This window comes from Avibacterium volantium (genome assembly GCF_049366555.1).
Classification (GTDB): domain Bacteria; phylum Pseudomonadota; class Gammaproteobacteria; order Enterobacterales; family Pasteurellaceae; genus Avibacterium; species Avibacterium volantium_A.
Genome location: NZ_JBMMGT010000027.1, coordinates 22,314 through 35,597 on the forward strand (window position 1 = coordinate 22,314; position 13,284 = coordinate 35,597).

Annotated in this window: 14 protein-coding genes; 6 read left to right on the forward strand and 8 right to left on the reverse strand. The window is 43.5% G+C overall.

The genetic code is table 11. The annotated features are described in order from the left end of the window. Positions 1-38: 38 nt before the first annotated feature. Together bamE and yejK are read right to left on the reverse strand one after the other, a co-directional pair. Positions 39-452, reverse strand: a complete 414-nt coding sequence (gene bamE / locus ACLS0A_RS08985) for an outer membrane protein assembly factor BamE (RefSeq protein ID WP_416083174.1) — start codon at positions 450-452, stop codon at positions 39-41. Positions 453-522: 70 nt separating this feature from the next. Continuing rightward, entirely contained in the window at positions 523-1,533 is a 1,011-nt protein-coding gene (yejK, locus tag ACLS0A_RS08990) for a nucleoid-associated protein YejK (RefSeq protein ID WP_416083173.1), read from the reverse strand. A gap of 118 nt (positions 1,534-1,651) precedes the next feature. On the opposite strand from yejK, the gene ACLS0A_RS08995 reads away from it, so the two are divergent. From ACLS0A_RS08995 to ACLS0A_RS09005, 3 genes are all read left to right on the forward strand, one after another. Beyond that, the gene (locus ACLS0A_RS08995; protein ID WP_103853599.1) at positions 1,652-1,873 is read left to right on the forward strand and encodes a YejL family protein; all 222 of its coding nucleotides are present in this window, start codon (positions 1,652-1,654) and stop codon (positions 1,871-1,873) included. Between the two features lie 4 nt (positions 1,874-1,877). Next, positions 1,878-3,623: a DUF3413 domain-containing protein gene (locus tag ACLS0A_RS09000; protein WP_416083172.1), complete on the forward strand. Its 1,746-nt coding sequence runs from the start codon at positions 1,878-1,880 to the stop codon at positions 3,621-3,623. A 300-nt stretch (positions 3,624-3,923) separates the two neighbouring features. Then, the gene (locus tag ACLS0A_RS09005; RefSeq protein ID WP_416083171.1) at positions 3,924-4,913 is read left to right on the forward strand and encodes an amidohydrolase family protein; all 990 of its coding nucleotides are present in this window, start codon (positions 3,924-3,926) and stop codon (positions 4,911-4,913) included. Positions 4,914-5,467: 554 nt separating this feature from the next. Here ACLS0A_RS09005 and dusC read toward each other — a convergent pair. The 4 genes from dusC to rph form a co-directional block, all read right to left on the reverse strand. After that, on the reverse strand, positions 5,468-6,406 hold the full coding sequence (gene dusC, locus ACLS0A_RS09010) for a tRNA dihydrouridine(16) synthase DusC (protein ID WP_416083170.1): 939 nt from the start codon (positions 6,404-6,406) through the stop codon (positions 5,468-5,470). A gap of 102 nt (positions 6,407-6,508) precedes the next feature. Then, on the reverse strand, positions 6,509-7,372 hold the full coding sequence (djlA, locus tag ACLS0A_RS09015; protein WP_416083169.1) for a co-chaperone DjlA: 864 nt from the start codon (positions 7,370-7,372) through the stop codon (positions 6,509-6,511). Positions 7,373-7,462: 90 nt separating this feature from the next. Beyond that, complete coding sequence (gene pyrE, locus ACLS0A_RS09020) at positions 7,463-8,104, reverse strand: orotate phosphoribosyltransferase (protein WP_416083168.1); 642 nt, start codon at positions 8,102-8,104, stop codon at positions 7,463-7,465. Between the two features lie 12 nt (positions 8,105-8,116). After that, positions 8,117-8,836: a ribonuclease PH gene (gene rph / locus ACLS0A_RS09025; RefSeq protein ID WP_416083187.1), complete on the reverse strand. Its 720-nt coding sequence runs from the start codon at positions 8,834-8,836 to the stop codon at positions 8,117-8,119. Positions 8,837-8,949: 113 nt separating this feature from the next. On the opposite strand from rph, the gene ACLS0A_RS09030 reads away from it, so the two are divergent. Both ACLS0A_RS09030 and ACLS0A_RS09035 read left to right on the forward strand, forming a co-directional pair. Then, positions 8,950-9,813, forward strand: a complete 864-nt coding sequence (locus ACLS0A_RS09030; RefSeq protein WP_126370824.1) for a YicC/YloC family endoribonuclease — start codon at positions 8,950-8,952, stop codon at positions 9,811-9,813. A 14-nt stretch (positions 9,814-9,827) separates the two neighbouring features. Continuing rightward, positions 9,828-10,670 (forward strand): YgfZ/GcvT domain-containing protein, encoded by an 843-nt coding sequence (locus ACLS0A_RS09035; protein ID WP_416083167.1) that lies wholly within the window; start codon positions 9,828-9,830, stop codon positions 10,668-10,670. A gap of 31 nt (positions 10,671-10,701) precedes the next feature. Here the strand turns inward: ACLS0A_RS09035 and pgeF are convergent, their stop codons facing one another. Together pgeF and rluD are read right to left on the reverse strand one after the other, a co-directional pair. Then, positions 10,702-11,436, reverse strand: a complete 735-nt coding sequence (pgeF, locus tag ACLS0A_RS09040) for a peptidoglycan editing factor PgeF (protein ID WP_416083166.1) — start codon at positions 11,434-11,436, stop codon at positions 10,702-10,704. Position 11,437: 1 nt separating this feature from the next. Beyond that, positions 11,438-12,412 carry a 23S rRNA pseudouridine(1911/1915/1917) synthase RluD gene (gene rluD / locus ACLS0A_RS09045; RefSeq protein ID WP_103855312.1) on the reverse strand — a complete coding sequence of 325 codons (975 nt, stop codon included), beginning with the start codon at positions 12,410-12,412 and terminating at the stop codon, positions 11,438-11,440. Positions 12,413-12,508: 96 nt separating this feature from the next. Here rluD and ACLS0A_RS09050 point away from each other — a divergent pair. Then, positions 12,509-13,284 (forward strand): outer membrane protein assembly factor BamD (locus tag ACLS0A_RS09050; RefSeq protein WP_416083165.1); only part of this gene is annotated, 776 nt, incomplete at its 3' end.

Below are 13,284 nucleotides of genomic sequence, written 5' to 3' on the forward strand. Positions count from 1 at the left end.
TCCTTATAATTAGGTGCGGTGTAATTTTGCCGAATTTTTTATTTCCAGAACTGCCACCAACGTTTGTTTTGGGTTTCTGAAGCTTCAATCACTACATTGTTGATTTCTTTTTCACCGGCTGTTGGCAATGGTTTATCTAAATCAAGATGAGTAACCACCCCTTGCCTATCAAAGTTTACGATAAAGGTATGTTGTTCTGGCGTTTGGTAAGCCTTTTGGATAAGGAAAACATAATACCAAGTGTCATCGCTAAATGGGTCAATTAAAACTGGTGTGCCCAATAAATATTGCACTTGTTGTTTATTCATTCCCACTTTTACTTGATCCACCGTGGCAGCTTCAAGATAGTTACCCTGTGGCACATCAATACGATACACCACTTTGCTTACGGTTGAACAAGCCGTTACACTTAGCGCTAACATTGCTGCTGTAATAAGAGTTTTTAACTGCATATTGGTTACCTTTTATTCTTTAATAATGAAGGGGATAATACCTAAACTTCGCCCTATTGCCAAATTAATTCTAGCCTTTTAGCCAGCGTTGTAATTGATCGCGCAAATTTGGTGGCAAACCTTTAATCGTGAGCGTATCACCCATTTCGTCCCAAATCACACGTTGATTAATGAGCTCCGCATCAAAACTAATGGTTACCCCTTTGCCTGAGCCTGAAAACTTGGTTAAGCCTTTTAATGCGGAACGCACCGGCGGAATATGTTCTTCCAAGCCATAATCTTGCATTTGGGTAAAATCTGCAAAAGACTGCTCGTTTAGAGTGGGCAAGCTATCGGAAAGTTCCCGCAATTCAATTTCTTCCCCTGCACTCATTTGCCCTTTGCAATATTCAAACACTTGCTTTTTCACTGCTTGCGATTGCTCATTGTTTAATTCGCCTTGTTCGCAATAATCGCTCACCGCTTGCAATAAACATTGATTTTGTACTTGCGGATTTAAGCCTTCTTCGGCTTGTAGAAAATCCATAAAAAAGTCAGCAATTTTACGCCCCACTTTTCCTTTAATAAAGGTAAGATAGCGGTTGGAATTGGCGTCCACTTGCAAATCGGTCAGGTTAATGCGTGCGGCAATGTCAAATTGGGTGAGATCCAAATATTGCGTACGATGAATTTCTAAATTTTCGTCCACCAACATACTGGCTCGGCTATCAAGCAAGGCGATAAATAAATAATCAGTGGCTAAAAAATTATATTGGCACAGCACGAAGGTTCCGCTATCAGCAAAGCTATATTTGCCTAACTCTTGGGCGAGTTTTTGCGCCGATTGATGGCTAAACGGCAGGAAATCTAATTCATTTTCAAGAAATCGGTTAAGATTTTGCGCAAATTCTGACGCTTCCTCAAACATACCATAGGCTTTGGCTTTATTTTGATAACCTTGGTGTAGGTGCAACATCATTTGTTCCACTTCAGGGCTAATGGGCAACAGCTCATTGCGCAGCTGCACATCAAGTTGAATGGCATCTTCTTGCTGGTGTTTGACCAATTGGTGTAACACAATTTGCTTAACCGTAATACTCATTTTTTAATCCATATTTATAAAAACAAATTTGTGCGATATTATAACCGCACTTTAGGCGAAAATATGCTAGCATACGCAAAATTATTCTCAGCCTTCAAATTTAACAACAATATTCATTATGGCGAAACAATCAAAATTTCAAGATAAACAAGTCGATACCTTATTAAATGAACTGATCGCGGTGTTTGAAAAACATCAAACGCCGGTGGATTTATCTTTAGTGGTGTTGGGCAATATGGTTACCAATGTTCTCAAAAATAATATGGGCCAACAGCAACGTATCGCTCTTGCTCAGGCCTTTTCTGATGCGTTAATGAATTCCTTAAAAGAGAAACAATAATCAAATGTTTGGAATTAAAACAAGCAAACAATATCGTGAAAACACCTCGCGAAAAATCGCTTGGGGGCATTGGTTTGCTTTTTTTAATATCCTTTGGGCGATTGTCATTGGCGCACGTTACGCCTTTTTGATCGATTGGCCAGACACGCTGTTTGGCAAGCTCTATTTTTTCATCAGCCTACTCGGGCATTTTAGTTTTATTGTTTTTGCCCTGTATTTACTGATTATTTTTCCGCTCAGTTTTATCGTAAAAAACAACCGCACTTTCCGTGGGCTGAGTGTGATTCTCACCACCATTGGTGCAACCTTATTATTAGTCGATACCGAAGTTTTCGCGCGCTTTAATTTTCACCTTTCTTCCCTTGTGTGGAATTTATTGGTCAATCCTGATAATGGTGAGCTTTCGCGTAACTGGCAACTGTTCTTTGTGCCAATGCCGATTATTCTATTGATTCAAATGCTATTTTCTCGTTGGTCGTGGGAAAAATTGCGCAGCCTTGAACGGCAAAAATGGCTCAAAGGCGTGGGCGTATTCTTTGTTTGCACCTTTATTGCCACTCATTTAATTTATGCTTGGGCTGATGCCTTTATCTATCGCCCGATCACAATGCAAAAATCCAATTTTCCGCTGTCTTACCCAATGACGGCGCGCTCTTTCTTGGAAAAGCACGGTTTCTTAGATAAGGATCAATATAGCCAAACCCTAGAACAAGAAGGGCGACCTGAAGCCTTAAAGATTGATTATCCAAAATCGCCGTTGCATTTTACTCCAGTTAAGCCGAGCAATATTCTGATGATTACGGTATCTGGGCTGCGTTATGATGCTGTCAGTGCAGACAAAATGCCAAAACTCAGCGCCTTTGCCGAGCAAGCTACGCAGTATCTCAATCATTACAGCACAGGCAATAACAACAATACCGCCTTAACTGGCTTGTTCTACGGATTAACGGCGAACTACACTGATAGCTTATTAAGTAACAAAACGCCATCCGTGCTCATTAACGCACTCAAACAAGAGAAATCCGCTTATCAGTTGGGATTATTTGCCAGCGATGGATTTCACGCCAGTTTATTAAGCCAGAATGTGTTTAATCAACAAAAATTAGATCACAAAGTGCGCAGCAATCAAGCCAGCGTGCAGCAATGGCAAAATTGGTATGCGAAACGCCATAGCGAAAAACCTTATTTCAGCTATTTAAGTTTAGCCATTCCAAAAGACTTAAATGAAACAGGCTATGCGCTTCAACTGAATGAATTGGACGGTTTGCTAGATAGCGTATTAAGTCAAGTGGATCGCCAAAACACGTTAATTTTGATCACCGCCGAAGAGGGCTATCACTTCAAGCCATTAAGTGAAAAACAACAAAGCAACTATTTTGCCCCAGAACAAATTCAGGTTCCGCTGATTATTGCGTGGCAAGGGTTAGCGCAAGGTCAAGTGGAAAAACTTACCAGCCACACAGACATTTTGCCTGCCCTAATGAAACATTTATTTGGCGTGCAAAATCCAGCTTCTGATTATGCGCAAGGCGTGGATTTATTTAACCCTGCATTACGCCGTACTTGGGTGCAAGCAGGCAATTATCGCTGGAATGTGATCATCACCGCCAACGGCACGCAATACCACCTTGATCGGCGCGGAAATTATCAAAAATATGACCGCACTTATGAAAAAGCCTCTTCACGCACGCCACCGCTTGGCTTGTTCTTAGAAGTGTTTAATCAAGATAGTGCTTTTTTTGAAAAATAAAATGAATAAAATTCAGGCAACCAATAGTTAAAACCAATTATATTTTTACTATTGAACCGCTTATACTATCGCTCCAGCAAAGGCATTTCGCCTGTTTTATTATTCAAATCAATCTGGACAAGATAGAATGTTATTAAGTAAAAATCTGCGAATTTTTCATAACATTACACAACACACCAATCAAGATGCTCACCGCTTGGGCGCAAAGCTATTTTCTCTTAATAACAAGATCCCACTTTATTGGGATTTTTTCATATCTAGCCTATTGTCCGCCTCGCTTTCATTATTACGGAGAAAATTATGCGTAATCACGTTCGTAGCTTTAAAACCTATATCAGAGATGAAATTATCAAGAAAGGCGGTTGGGTAAACTCACATGCTCACGCTGACCGTGCGTTCACCATGACGCCAGAGAAAATCGGCATTTATCATACGAGTAACTTGCAACAAAAATGGGATTTAGTGGACGAAGTCAAACGCACTTCCACCGTAGAGGACTATTACGCACGCTTTTGCCAAGCCATTGAATTGATGATCTCACAAGGGGTAACGGCTTTTGGTACTTTTGTGGATATTGATCCCATTTGTGAAGATCGCGCCATCATCGCCGCCCACAAAGCCCGCGATGTGTATAAACACGACATCACCCTTAAATTCGCCAATCAAACCCTAAAAGGCGTAATTGAACCCACCGCGAAAAAATGGTTCGATATTGGCTCGGAAATGGTGGATATGATCGGCGGGCTGCCTTATCGTGATGAGCTGGATTACGGACGTGGCTTGGAAGCAATGGATATTCTGCTTGATAAAGCCAAATCCCTCGGCATTATGTGCCACGTTCACGTTGATCAATTCAACACACCAAAAGAAAAAGAAACGGAACAATTGTGCGATAAAACCATTGAACACGGAATGGAAGGACGTGTGGTGGCGATTCACGGTATTTCCATCGGCGCGCATTCCCGTGAATATCGCTACAAACTGTACGAAAAAATGCGCCAAGCGCAAATGATGATGATCGCCTGCCCAATGGCGTGGATCGACAGTAACCGTAAAGAAGATTTAATGCCGTTCCACAATGCGCTCACCCCTGTTGATGAAATGATCCCAGAAAACATTACGGTTGCCATTGGCACGGATAACATCTGCGATTATATGGTGCCACTGTGTGAAGGGGATATGTGGCAAGAACTCAGCCTACTCGCCGCAGGCTGCCGTTTCCCAGATTTAGACGCAATGGTAAACATCGCCAGTATTAACGGACGAAAAGTATTGGGGCTGGACGTTTAACTGCCACAAATAAAATCCTCCACACACGGAGGATTTTTCACCTTCTCAAACTCCCTGAATTTGAAAGCCATAATAAACAAAAGTGCGGTGGAATTTTTGATGATTTTTCTAGCTAACCTACATTCGCCACAAGCAGCCGTTTCCCAGATTTAGATGCAATGGTAAACATCGCCAGTATCAATGAACGAAAACTGCTGGGCTTGGACGTTTAACTACCGCAAATAAAAATCCTCTACACTTGAAGGATTTTTCACCTTATCAAACTCCCTGAATTTGAAAGTCATAATAAACAAAAGTGTGGTGGGATTTTTGATGATTTTTCTAGCTAACCTACATTCGCCACAAGCAGCCACTTCCCAGATTTAAATGCAATGGTAAACATCGCCAGTATCAACGGACGAAAAGTGTTAGGCTTGGACGTCTAACTACCGCAACTAAAATCCTCCACACACGGAGGATTTTTCACCTTCTCAAACTCCCCGAATTTAAAAGCCATAATAAACAAAAGTGCGGTGGGATTTTTGATGATTTTTCTAGCCAGCCCATAATCAGGCTTATCTCATTTGATCTAACCTTTGGCGTAAATCCTCTGCCGTTTGGCAGGTTTTAATATGTTCAAAAAGTGCGGTGGCTTGTGGGTAAGATTTTTTCAAATATTGCAACCATTGTTTGGTGCGGGCAATGTGGTAAAAGCCCGTATCTTGCAGGTTTTCAATATGCGCATAGCGATGTAACAAAGGCATTACCCCTTGCGCCCAATCTAATTTTTCCTGATTAAACTTCACCACAAGGCTTAAGTTTGGAATGGTTAATGCACCACGCCCAATCATTACATCTTGGCAGCCTGTTATGACAAGGCAGTCTTGCGCGTCTTGCCAATGCCAAATTTCACCATTTGCGATGACAGGAATGGTTAAGCGTTGACGAATTTCACCAATTTTCTGCCAGTTGATCTTTTCTGCACGATAGCCATCGGTTTTGGTGCGTCCGTGAATAGTGATTTCCGTTGCGCCGCCTTGTTGCACCGCGTCCGCGATTTCAAAAGCGTGGCTATCGCTATCCCAGCCCAAACGCACTTTCACGCTTACTACTTGCTCTTTCGGTAGGGCTTCGCGTAAAGCTTTGGTGGCTTGGTAAATCAATTCGGGCTGCTTTAATAATGCCGCACCACCGTGGCTACCATTCACCGTTTTAGACGGACAACCACAGTTAAAATCAATGCCGTGCGATCCCAATTCCACCGCCAACACCGCATTTTCCGCCAGCCACTGTGGGTGTTGGCCTAAAAGTTGTACACGCACAGGCGTTCCCGCAGGCGTTCGCCCATCGTGCTGAAGCTCTGGACATAAACGATAAAAAGTTTTGACTGGCAAACGCTGATCCACCACACGCACAAACTCCGATACGCACAGATCATAATCGTTAATTTCAGTCAAAAGCTGCCGCACAAGGGGATCAAGCACGCCCTGCATTGGCGCGAGGAAAACACGCATTTTATTTACTATTACTCTTTTGATAAAAATAAAAAAGCTGAATTTTTCACCGCACTTTGTTATTTGAGAGAAACGGTAAAAAATTCAGCAATGAAGAAAGGTTTACTTCCACCCTTTCGCTTTACAAATCAAATCATAAGCGGCTTGAATTTGTTGGGTTTTCTCTTTCGCCATTTCGAGCATTTCTTCTGGTAAGCCTTTGGCGACGAGTTTATCGGGGTGGTTTTCGTTCATTAAACGGCGGTAAGCGCGTTTTACAGTGGCGCGGTCGTCATTTTCGCTCACGCCAAGCACGTTGTAAGCGTCTTGTAAGGTTGGTCCGCTGTGTGTTTGATAACCACCACTCTGATAGCCGCCTTGTTGATAATCGCCCTGTTGTGAGCCGTTATATTCATAGTAAAACCCACCGCGGCTGAATTGGCGGGCGGCAATTTCTGCCATTAAAATTTGTTGGAATTGGAAACTGGATAAGCCCAATTCTTCTGCCACCACTTGTAGCACTTCTTTTTCATTTTCGTGCAGGTGATCATCAGCAAAAGCGGCTTGTAGCTGAACACGCAAGAACATTCTTAATAGATCACTACGCTGACCGCAGGCTTGGCAAAATTCGCGGATCACTTGGCGTAACGGAAAATTCGGATCTTTGCCGCGATTAAAGGCTTCTTGTGCCAATTTACGCCCTTTGTCGTCCAAATTCATTTGGTTCATTAGGTTATTAGCAAGGGCAATGTCATCTTGCGTTACGCGTCCTTTCGATTTAGACAAATGACCTAACACCGCAAAGGTGGTTTGCATAAACAAGGATTGACGGGTTTCTTTGCGTTTGAAAAAGCTCGAATTGACGCTGCCTAGTTCATATAATTTTTTGTCGGCTAAATGCCCTAAGTAAGCGCCAACCAGCCCACCAAAAAAGCCGCCAAAACGGTAGCCAATGAAAAAACCTAATAACTTTCCAATAAAACTCATTCTGTTCTCCAACTTGAGTTATGCATAAAATCTTGAGTTATACATAAAATAAAGTGCGGTACATTTTTCGCGATTTTTATACGCCGTATTTTAGATGCCATATTGCTCACGATAAGCGTGCATCGCGGGTAAATATTGTTGATAAGCGGGATCTTGCTCAATAAACTGCATTAAATCATCAAAATCCACAATAGAAAGCACGTTGCATTGATAATCGCGTTCCACTTCTTGAATGGCAGAAAGCGTGCCTTTGCCGCGTTCTTTACGATTTAACGCAATCACCACCGCACTTAATGTCGCTTGATTTTGTGCGATTAAATCCATTGCTTCGCGAATTGCCGTGCCAGCGGTGATCACATCGTCCACCAATAGCACCTTGCCTTGCAATGGGCTGCCAATTAAATTGCCACCTTCGCCGTGATCTTTGGCTTCTTTACGGTTAAAACACACTGGTTTATCAATGCCATATTGCTTAAACAGCGCCACCGACACCGTGGTACTAATGGGAATGCCTTTGTAAGCAGGGCCAAAAATTACGTCATAATCTAAGCCGCTTGCTTGAATGGCAGCGGCATAAAATTCGCCTAAACGTGCTAAATCCGCGCCCGTATTAAACAAACCTGCATTAAAGAAATAAGGGCTAATGCGCCCAGATTTCAAGGTGAACTCGCCAAATTTCAGCACATTACGGCTGAGTGCGAATTTGATAAAGTCAATTTTGTAGCCTTGCATTTACGCCCCCAATTATGCTTGCTCTAAAGCTTCGCGCTGCGCGTTGAAGATCACTTCACAGCCTTGTTTTGCGAGATCTAACAGGGTTAATAATTCTTCGTGGGAGAATGGCTCTCCTTCTGCTGTGCCTTGCACTTCGATCATTCGGCCATCATCGGTCATCACCACGTTCATATCGGTTTCGGCGTTGCTATCTTCCACATATTCCAAATCGCATACCGCTTCGCCCTCTACAATGCCAACAGAAATGGCGGCTACTAGCCCTTTAATTGGGTTCGTTTTTAGCACACCTTTTTCCATTAAGCCGTTGATCGCGTCCACTAACGCCACGCAAGCCCCAGTAATAGAAGCCGTCCGCGTGCCGCCATCGGCTTGGATCACATCACAATCCAGTGTGATTGAACGCTCACCAAGGGCATTCAGATCCACCATTGCACGCAAAGAGCGGGCGATTAAACGCTGAATTTCCATCGTGCGACCACCTTGTTTCCCTTTTGCCGCTTCACGTTGCATACGACTGTGGGTGGAGCGTGGCAACATACCATATTCTGCCGTAACCCAACCTTGGTTTTGCCCTTTTAAGAAACGTGGCACACTTTCATCAACGCTGGCGGTGCAAAGCACTTTGGTTTCGCCAAATTCCACCAACACCGAACCTTCGGCATATTTGGTGAAATGGCGGGTGATTTTAATCGGGCGGGGTTGATTTAATGGGCGATCATTCGGACGCATTGGAAATTCCTTACTCATTCATAAAATGGCGCTCATTCTAACACGCAAACTGACAGATGAGAAATTTAACGGTAGAATAGGCGGCAATTTTTAGCGTAAATTAAGGATTTATTATGATTTATAGTATGACGGCCTTTGCCCGTTATGAAATCAAGCAAGATTGGGGCAATGCGGTTTGGGAGATTCGTTCCGTTAATCAACGTTATTTGGAAACCGTCTTCCGCTTGCCCGAGCCATTTCGCGGTTTGGAAAACACCTTGCGAGAAAAATTACGCCAGCGTCTAACCCGCGGTAAGGTGGAATGTAATCTGCGTTTTGAAGGCAAACAGCAAGCCACAGCCAGCCTTAATTTAAACCAAGCCTTGGCGCAGCAGGTGATCCAATCCTTACAATGGATCAAACAACAAGCTGGCGAAGGGGAAATCAATCTCACCGATGTTCTGCGCTACCCCGGCGTGGTGGAAACCCCAGAGCAGGATTTAGATCGCATTAGCCAAGAGTTGTTAGCTGGCTTTGAAGCGGCGCTCGATGAATTTATCGCAATGCGTGGGCGTGAAGGGGAAAAATTAAACGACTTGATCCAACAGCGTTTAACCGCCATCGCCAGTGAAAGTGATAAAGTGCGGTCAAAAATGCCAGAGATTTTGCAATGGCAACGGGAGCGTTTGCAGCAACGTTTTGACGAATTGCAACTACAAGCCGATCCACAGCGCCTAGAGCAAGAAATGGTGCTATTAGCGCAGCGTATTGATGTGGCGGAAGAATTAGATCGTTTACAGCTGCACGTTAAAGAAACCCAACGCATTTTGCAAAAAGGCGGCGCGGTAGGGCGTAAACTTGATTTTATGATGCAAGAACTCAACCGCGAAAGTAACACGCTGGCGTCAAAATCCATTAGCGCAGAAATCACTAATTCTGCGGTGGAGTTAAAAGTGCTTATCGAACAAATGCGTGAACAAATTCAGAATTTGGAATAATTTTTGGAATCTTTATGGCAATCATCAATCTCTCACAATATCTTGTTATTTCTGTGCAAGGCGTGGACGCAGAAAAATTTCTGCAAGGTCAGCTCACTTGTGATGTGAATGGGCTGGCAGATGGGCAATCCACCCTCACCACCCATTGCGATCCGAAAGGCAAAATGAGCAGCGTGTTTCGTCTGTTGCGTGAAAATGCCGAGCAGTTTTACTTGATTATCCGCCACGCCTTATTGCCCTCTGCGTTGGATAATCTGAAAAAATATGCAGTATTTTCCAAAGTTACCTTTGAAGCGCAAGATTGGCAAGTGATCGGGCTATTGGATAAACAAAAGTGCGGTGCAATTTCGGCGGATTTTTGCCTTGAAATAGGACAATCTGCGTGCGCGATGTTATTAAATAAAACCGCACAACAGATTGATTTCACAGGTGAAATTTCACAATGGGAGCAAGCCATAATGCAAGCGGGCTATCCGATTTTATCGCCAGAAAGCCAAAACGAATTTATCCCGCAAGCCCTGAATTTACAATGTATTGAACAAGCCATTTCGTTCCAAAAAGGCTGTTATATCGGGCAAGAAACCGTGGCGCGTGCGAAATATCGTGGCATTAACAAACGCGCGATGTTCCTGTTTAATGCGCAAACTGACACGCCTGTTCAACTGGGTTCAGAAATTGAAATACAGCTGGAAAATGGCTGGCGCAAAACAGGTTTTATCTTAAGTGCGGTGCATTTTGACGGCATTTTATGGCTGCAAGTGGTGATGAATAATCAGTTTGACGCAGGCACGGCATTTCGTCTGTCTGGCACTGAAACAGCATTAACTCTCATTGAATTGCCTTACAACTTATCATAAAAATAAAAATTGGGCGTAATGCCCAATTTTGCTATTCAAACCAAATCAATGATGCCATTCTTCCCGTTTGTTTCTCTCGTCTAAAAGAAAAGAAGTTTTCCCGTTCTAAATAGGTGCAATGCTCACCACCACTAATTTGTGAAATGCCTAATTTGTTAAGGCGTAATCGAGCGATGTGATAAAGATCCGCAAGGTATTTGCCTTGCTCGCTAGGATCTGGCACAAAGGCTTGTGCGGCATTGGGATCTTGCGCGATAAATTGTTGGCGAACCTCTTCCCCAACTTGGAAAGATTTTGGCCCGATAGCCGGCCCGAGCCACGCGATAATCTCTTGTGGTTCTGCTTGGAATTGTTGCACCGTTTGTTCTAACACGCCATCACATAAACCACGCCAGCCTGCGTGTGCGGCGGCGACTTCCGTACCTTGTTGATTGGTAAACAAGACGGGCAAGCAATCTGCGGTCATTACAAGGCAAACTTGGTTCGGTTGGTTGGTGTAAACCGCATCGGCATCTAAATTGTTGCCCTCATAAGGCAAGCAGATCACCCTTGTGCTATGCGTTTGATTTAAGAAAAGCGGAAGCTGTGGCAAATGAAATTGCTCCACCAATAAAGTGCGGTTGGTTTTTACTGAATTTTTGTCATCGCCAACGTGATCGCCCAGATTAAAGCTATCATAAGGCGCTTGGCTAACGCCACCTTGGCGCAAGGTGGTGAAAGCGTGGATATTGGCAGGGGCTGTCCAGTTTGGTTTGAGTGCGTCCATTTTAGTAATCCAATTCATCTTTATGAGCAAGGTAATCGGCTTTTAAGGCATTCACTAAGCCAACGAAATCCTCTGGTAATGGCGCATACCATTCCATTAATTCCCCTGTGATGGGGTGTTCTAAGCGTAACATTATGGCGTGCAATGCTTGGCGTTTGAAATCACGCAAAGTGGTGAGTAATTCTTCGCTGGCGTTTTTCGGTGGGCGTGGGCGTCCACCGTAAGTTTGATCGCCTAATAATGGGTGGGCGATATGCGCCATATGCACGCGAATTTGGTGAGTTCGCCCTGTTTCAAGGCGCAGGCGCAAGCGCGTGTAATTACGAAAACGTTCCATAATGCGATAATGCGTCACCGCTGGCTTGCCCATCGGGTGAACCGCCATATGAGTACGCTTGGTTGGGTGGCGCGCCATTGGTTCGTCCACGGTGCCGCCTTGGGTCATAATGCCGTAAGCAATGGCTTCATATTCACGGGTGATTTTGCGTTTTTGCAGATCGCGCACTAATTTGGTTTGTGCAGGAATGGTTTTTGCCACCACCATTAAGCCGGTGGTGTCTTTGTCTAAACGGTGAACAATGCCCGCTCTTGGTACTTCTGCAATCGGTGGATAATGATAAAGCAAGGCATTGAGTACCGTGCCATTCGGGTTGCCTGCCCCAGGGTGAACCACCATATCTTTTGGCTTATTGATGACTAAAATATCATCGTCTTCATAGACAATATTGAGCGGAATATTTTCTGGCTCAAAACGGGTTTCATCTTCCACTTCAACATTGATCGTAATCTGTTCGCCGCCATAAACTTTACTGCGTGGCACATTCACCACTTCACCGTTTACTTTCACCAGATCGCTTTCGATCCAAGTTTTTAAACGTGAACGAGAATAGTCCGGGAACATTTCTGCTAAGCTTTGGTCTAAACGTTGTCCCATTTGGCTTGGCAGAACTTCTGCCGATAAAGTAAGATATGCCATAAATAAATCCGTGAATAATTTGCTTATTTAGCAATGTGCTATAAAATACGGATCATTGTAACTTATTTATCATTGCTCGTAAAAAAGGAATCATCAATGCGTAAATTAAAATCTTTTACATTCGTTGCATTAGCCGCACTTGCCGTGAGTGCTTGTTCTAATTCATCAAAAGAGGTAGAGCAAGGCTCTGAACAAGAACTTTATGCCAAAGGGCAAACCTATTTACAAGACGGTGATTATTCCCAAGCGGTGCGCTATTTAGAAGCGGTAAAAAATCGTTTTCCTGCCGCAAATTACAGTGAGCAAACGCAGTTAGATTTAATTTATGCTTATTATAAATCGCAAGATTACACCAAAACCTTAGTAGCCGCAGAGCGTTTTTTACAGCAATATCCGAATAGTCCAAATGTAGATTATGTGATCTATATGGCAGGGCTAACCAATTTTGCCTCAGGTGAAAACTTCTTCCAAGATTTCTTTGGCGTTGATCGCGCAACCCGTGAAAACACAGCAATGAAAGCGGCGTTCGCAAACTTCCAAACCCTTGTAGATAATTTCCCTAATAGCACTTATGCACAAGATGCCTTAGCAAGAATGGCTTATATTAAAGCCGCCTTGGCTCGCCACGAACTTGCCATTGCTAAATTCTATATGAAACGTAATGCTTATGTTGCCGTTGCCAACCGAGTAGTAGGAATGTTACAGCAATATCCTGACACCCAAGCCACTCTTGAAGCCTTGCCATTAATGAAAGAAGCTTATGAAAAAATGAATCTTCCTGAATTGGCAAAACAAACGGAAACCTTGATTCAGGCGAATAAAGATAAAAAATTCAGCGATGTTGAAAAACCGAAAGACTTTGAATTAAATAA

Excerpts from the sequence above, each read along its gene's own strand:
- bamE (WP_416083174.1), bottom strand. The coding sequence starts at position 452 with ATGCAGTTAAAAACTCTTATTACAGCAGCAATGTTAGCGCTAAGTGTA.
- yejK (WP_416083173.1), bottom strand. The coding sequence starts at position 1,533 with ATGAGTATTACGGTTAAGCAAATTGTGTTACACCAATTGGTCAAACAC.
- ACLS0A_RS08995 (WP_103853599.1), top strand. The coding sequence starts at position 1,652 with ATGGCGAAACAATCAAAATTTCAAGATAAACAAGTCGATACCTTATTA.
- ACLS0A_RS09000 (WP_416083172.1), top strand. The coding sequence starts at position 1,878 with ATGTTTGGAATTAAAACAAGCAAACAATATCGTGAAAACACCTCGCGA.
- ACLS0A_RS09005 (WP_416083171.1), top strand. The coding sequence starts at position 3,924 with ATGCGTAATCACGTTCGTAGCTTTAAAACCTATATCAGAGATGAAATT.
- dusC (WP_416083170.1), bottom strand. The coding sequence starts at position 6,406 with ATGCGTGTTTTCCTCGCGCCAATGCAGGGCGTGCTTGATCCCCTTGTG.
- djlA (WP_416083169.1), bottom strand. The coding sequence starts at position 7,372 with ATGAGTTTTATTGGAAAGTTATTAGGTTTTTTCATTGGCTACCGTTTT.
- pyrE (WP_416083168.1), bottom strand. The coding sequence starts at position 8,104 with ATGCAAGGCTACAAAATTGACTTTATCAAATTCGCACTCAGCCGTAAT.
- rph (WP_416083187.1), bottom strand. The coding sequence starts at position 8,836 with ATGCGTCCGAATGATCGCCCATTAAATCAACCCCGCCCGATTAAAATC.
- ACLS0A_RS09030 (WP_126370824.1), top strand. The coding sequence starts at position 8,950 with ATGATTTATAGTATGACGGCCTTTGCCCGTTATGAAATCAAGCAAGAT.
- ACLS0A_RS09035 (WP_416083167.1), top strand. The coding sequence starts at position 9,828 with ATGGCAATCATCAATCTCTCACAATATCTTGTTATTTCTGTGCAAGGC.
- pgeF (WP_416083166.1), bottom strand. The coding sequence starts at position 11,436 with ATGGACGCACTCAAACCAAACTGGACAGCCCCTGCCAATATCCACGCT.
- rluD (WP_103855312.1), bottom strand. The coding sequence starts at position 12,412 with ATGGCATATCTTACTTTATCGGCAGAAGTTCTGCCAAGCCAAATGGGA.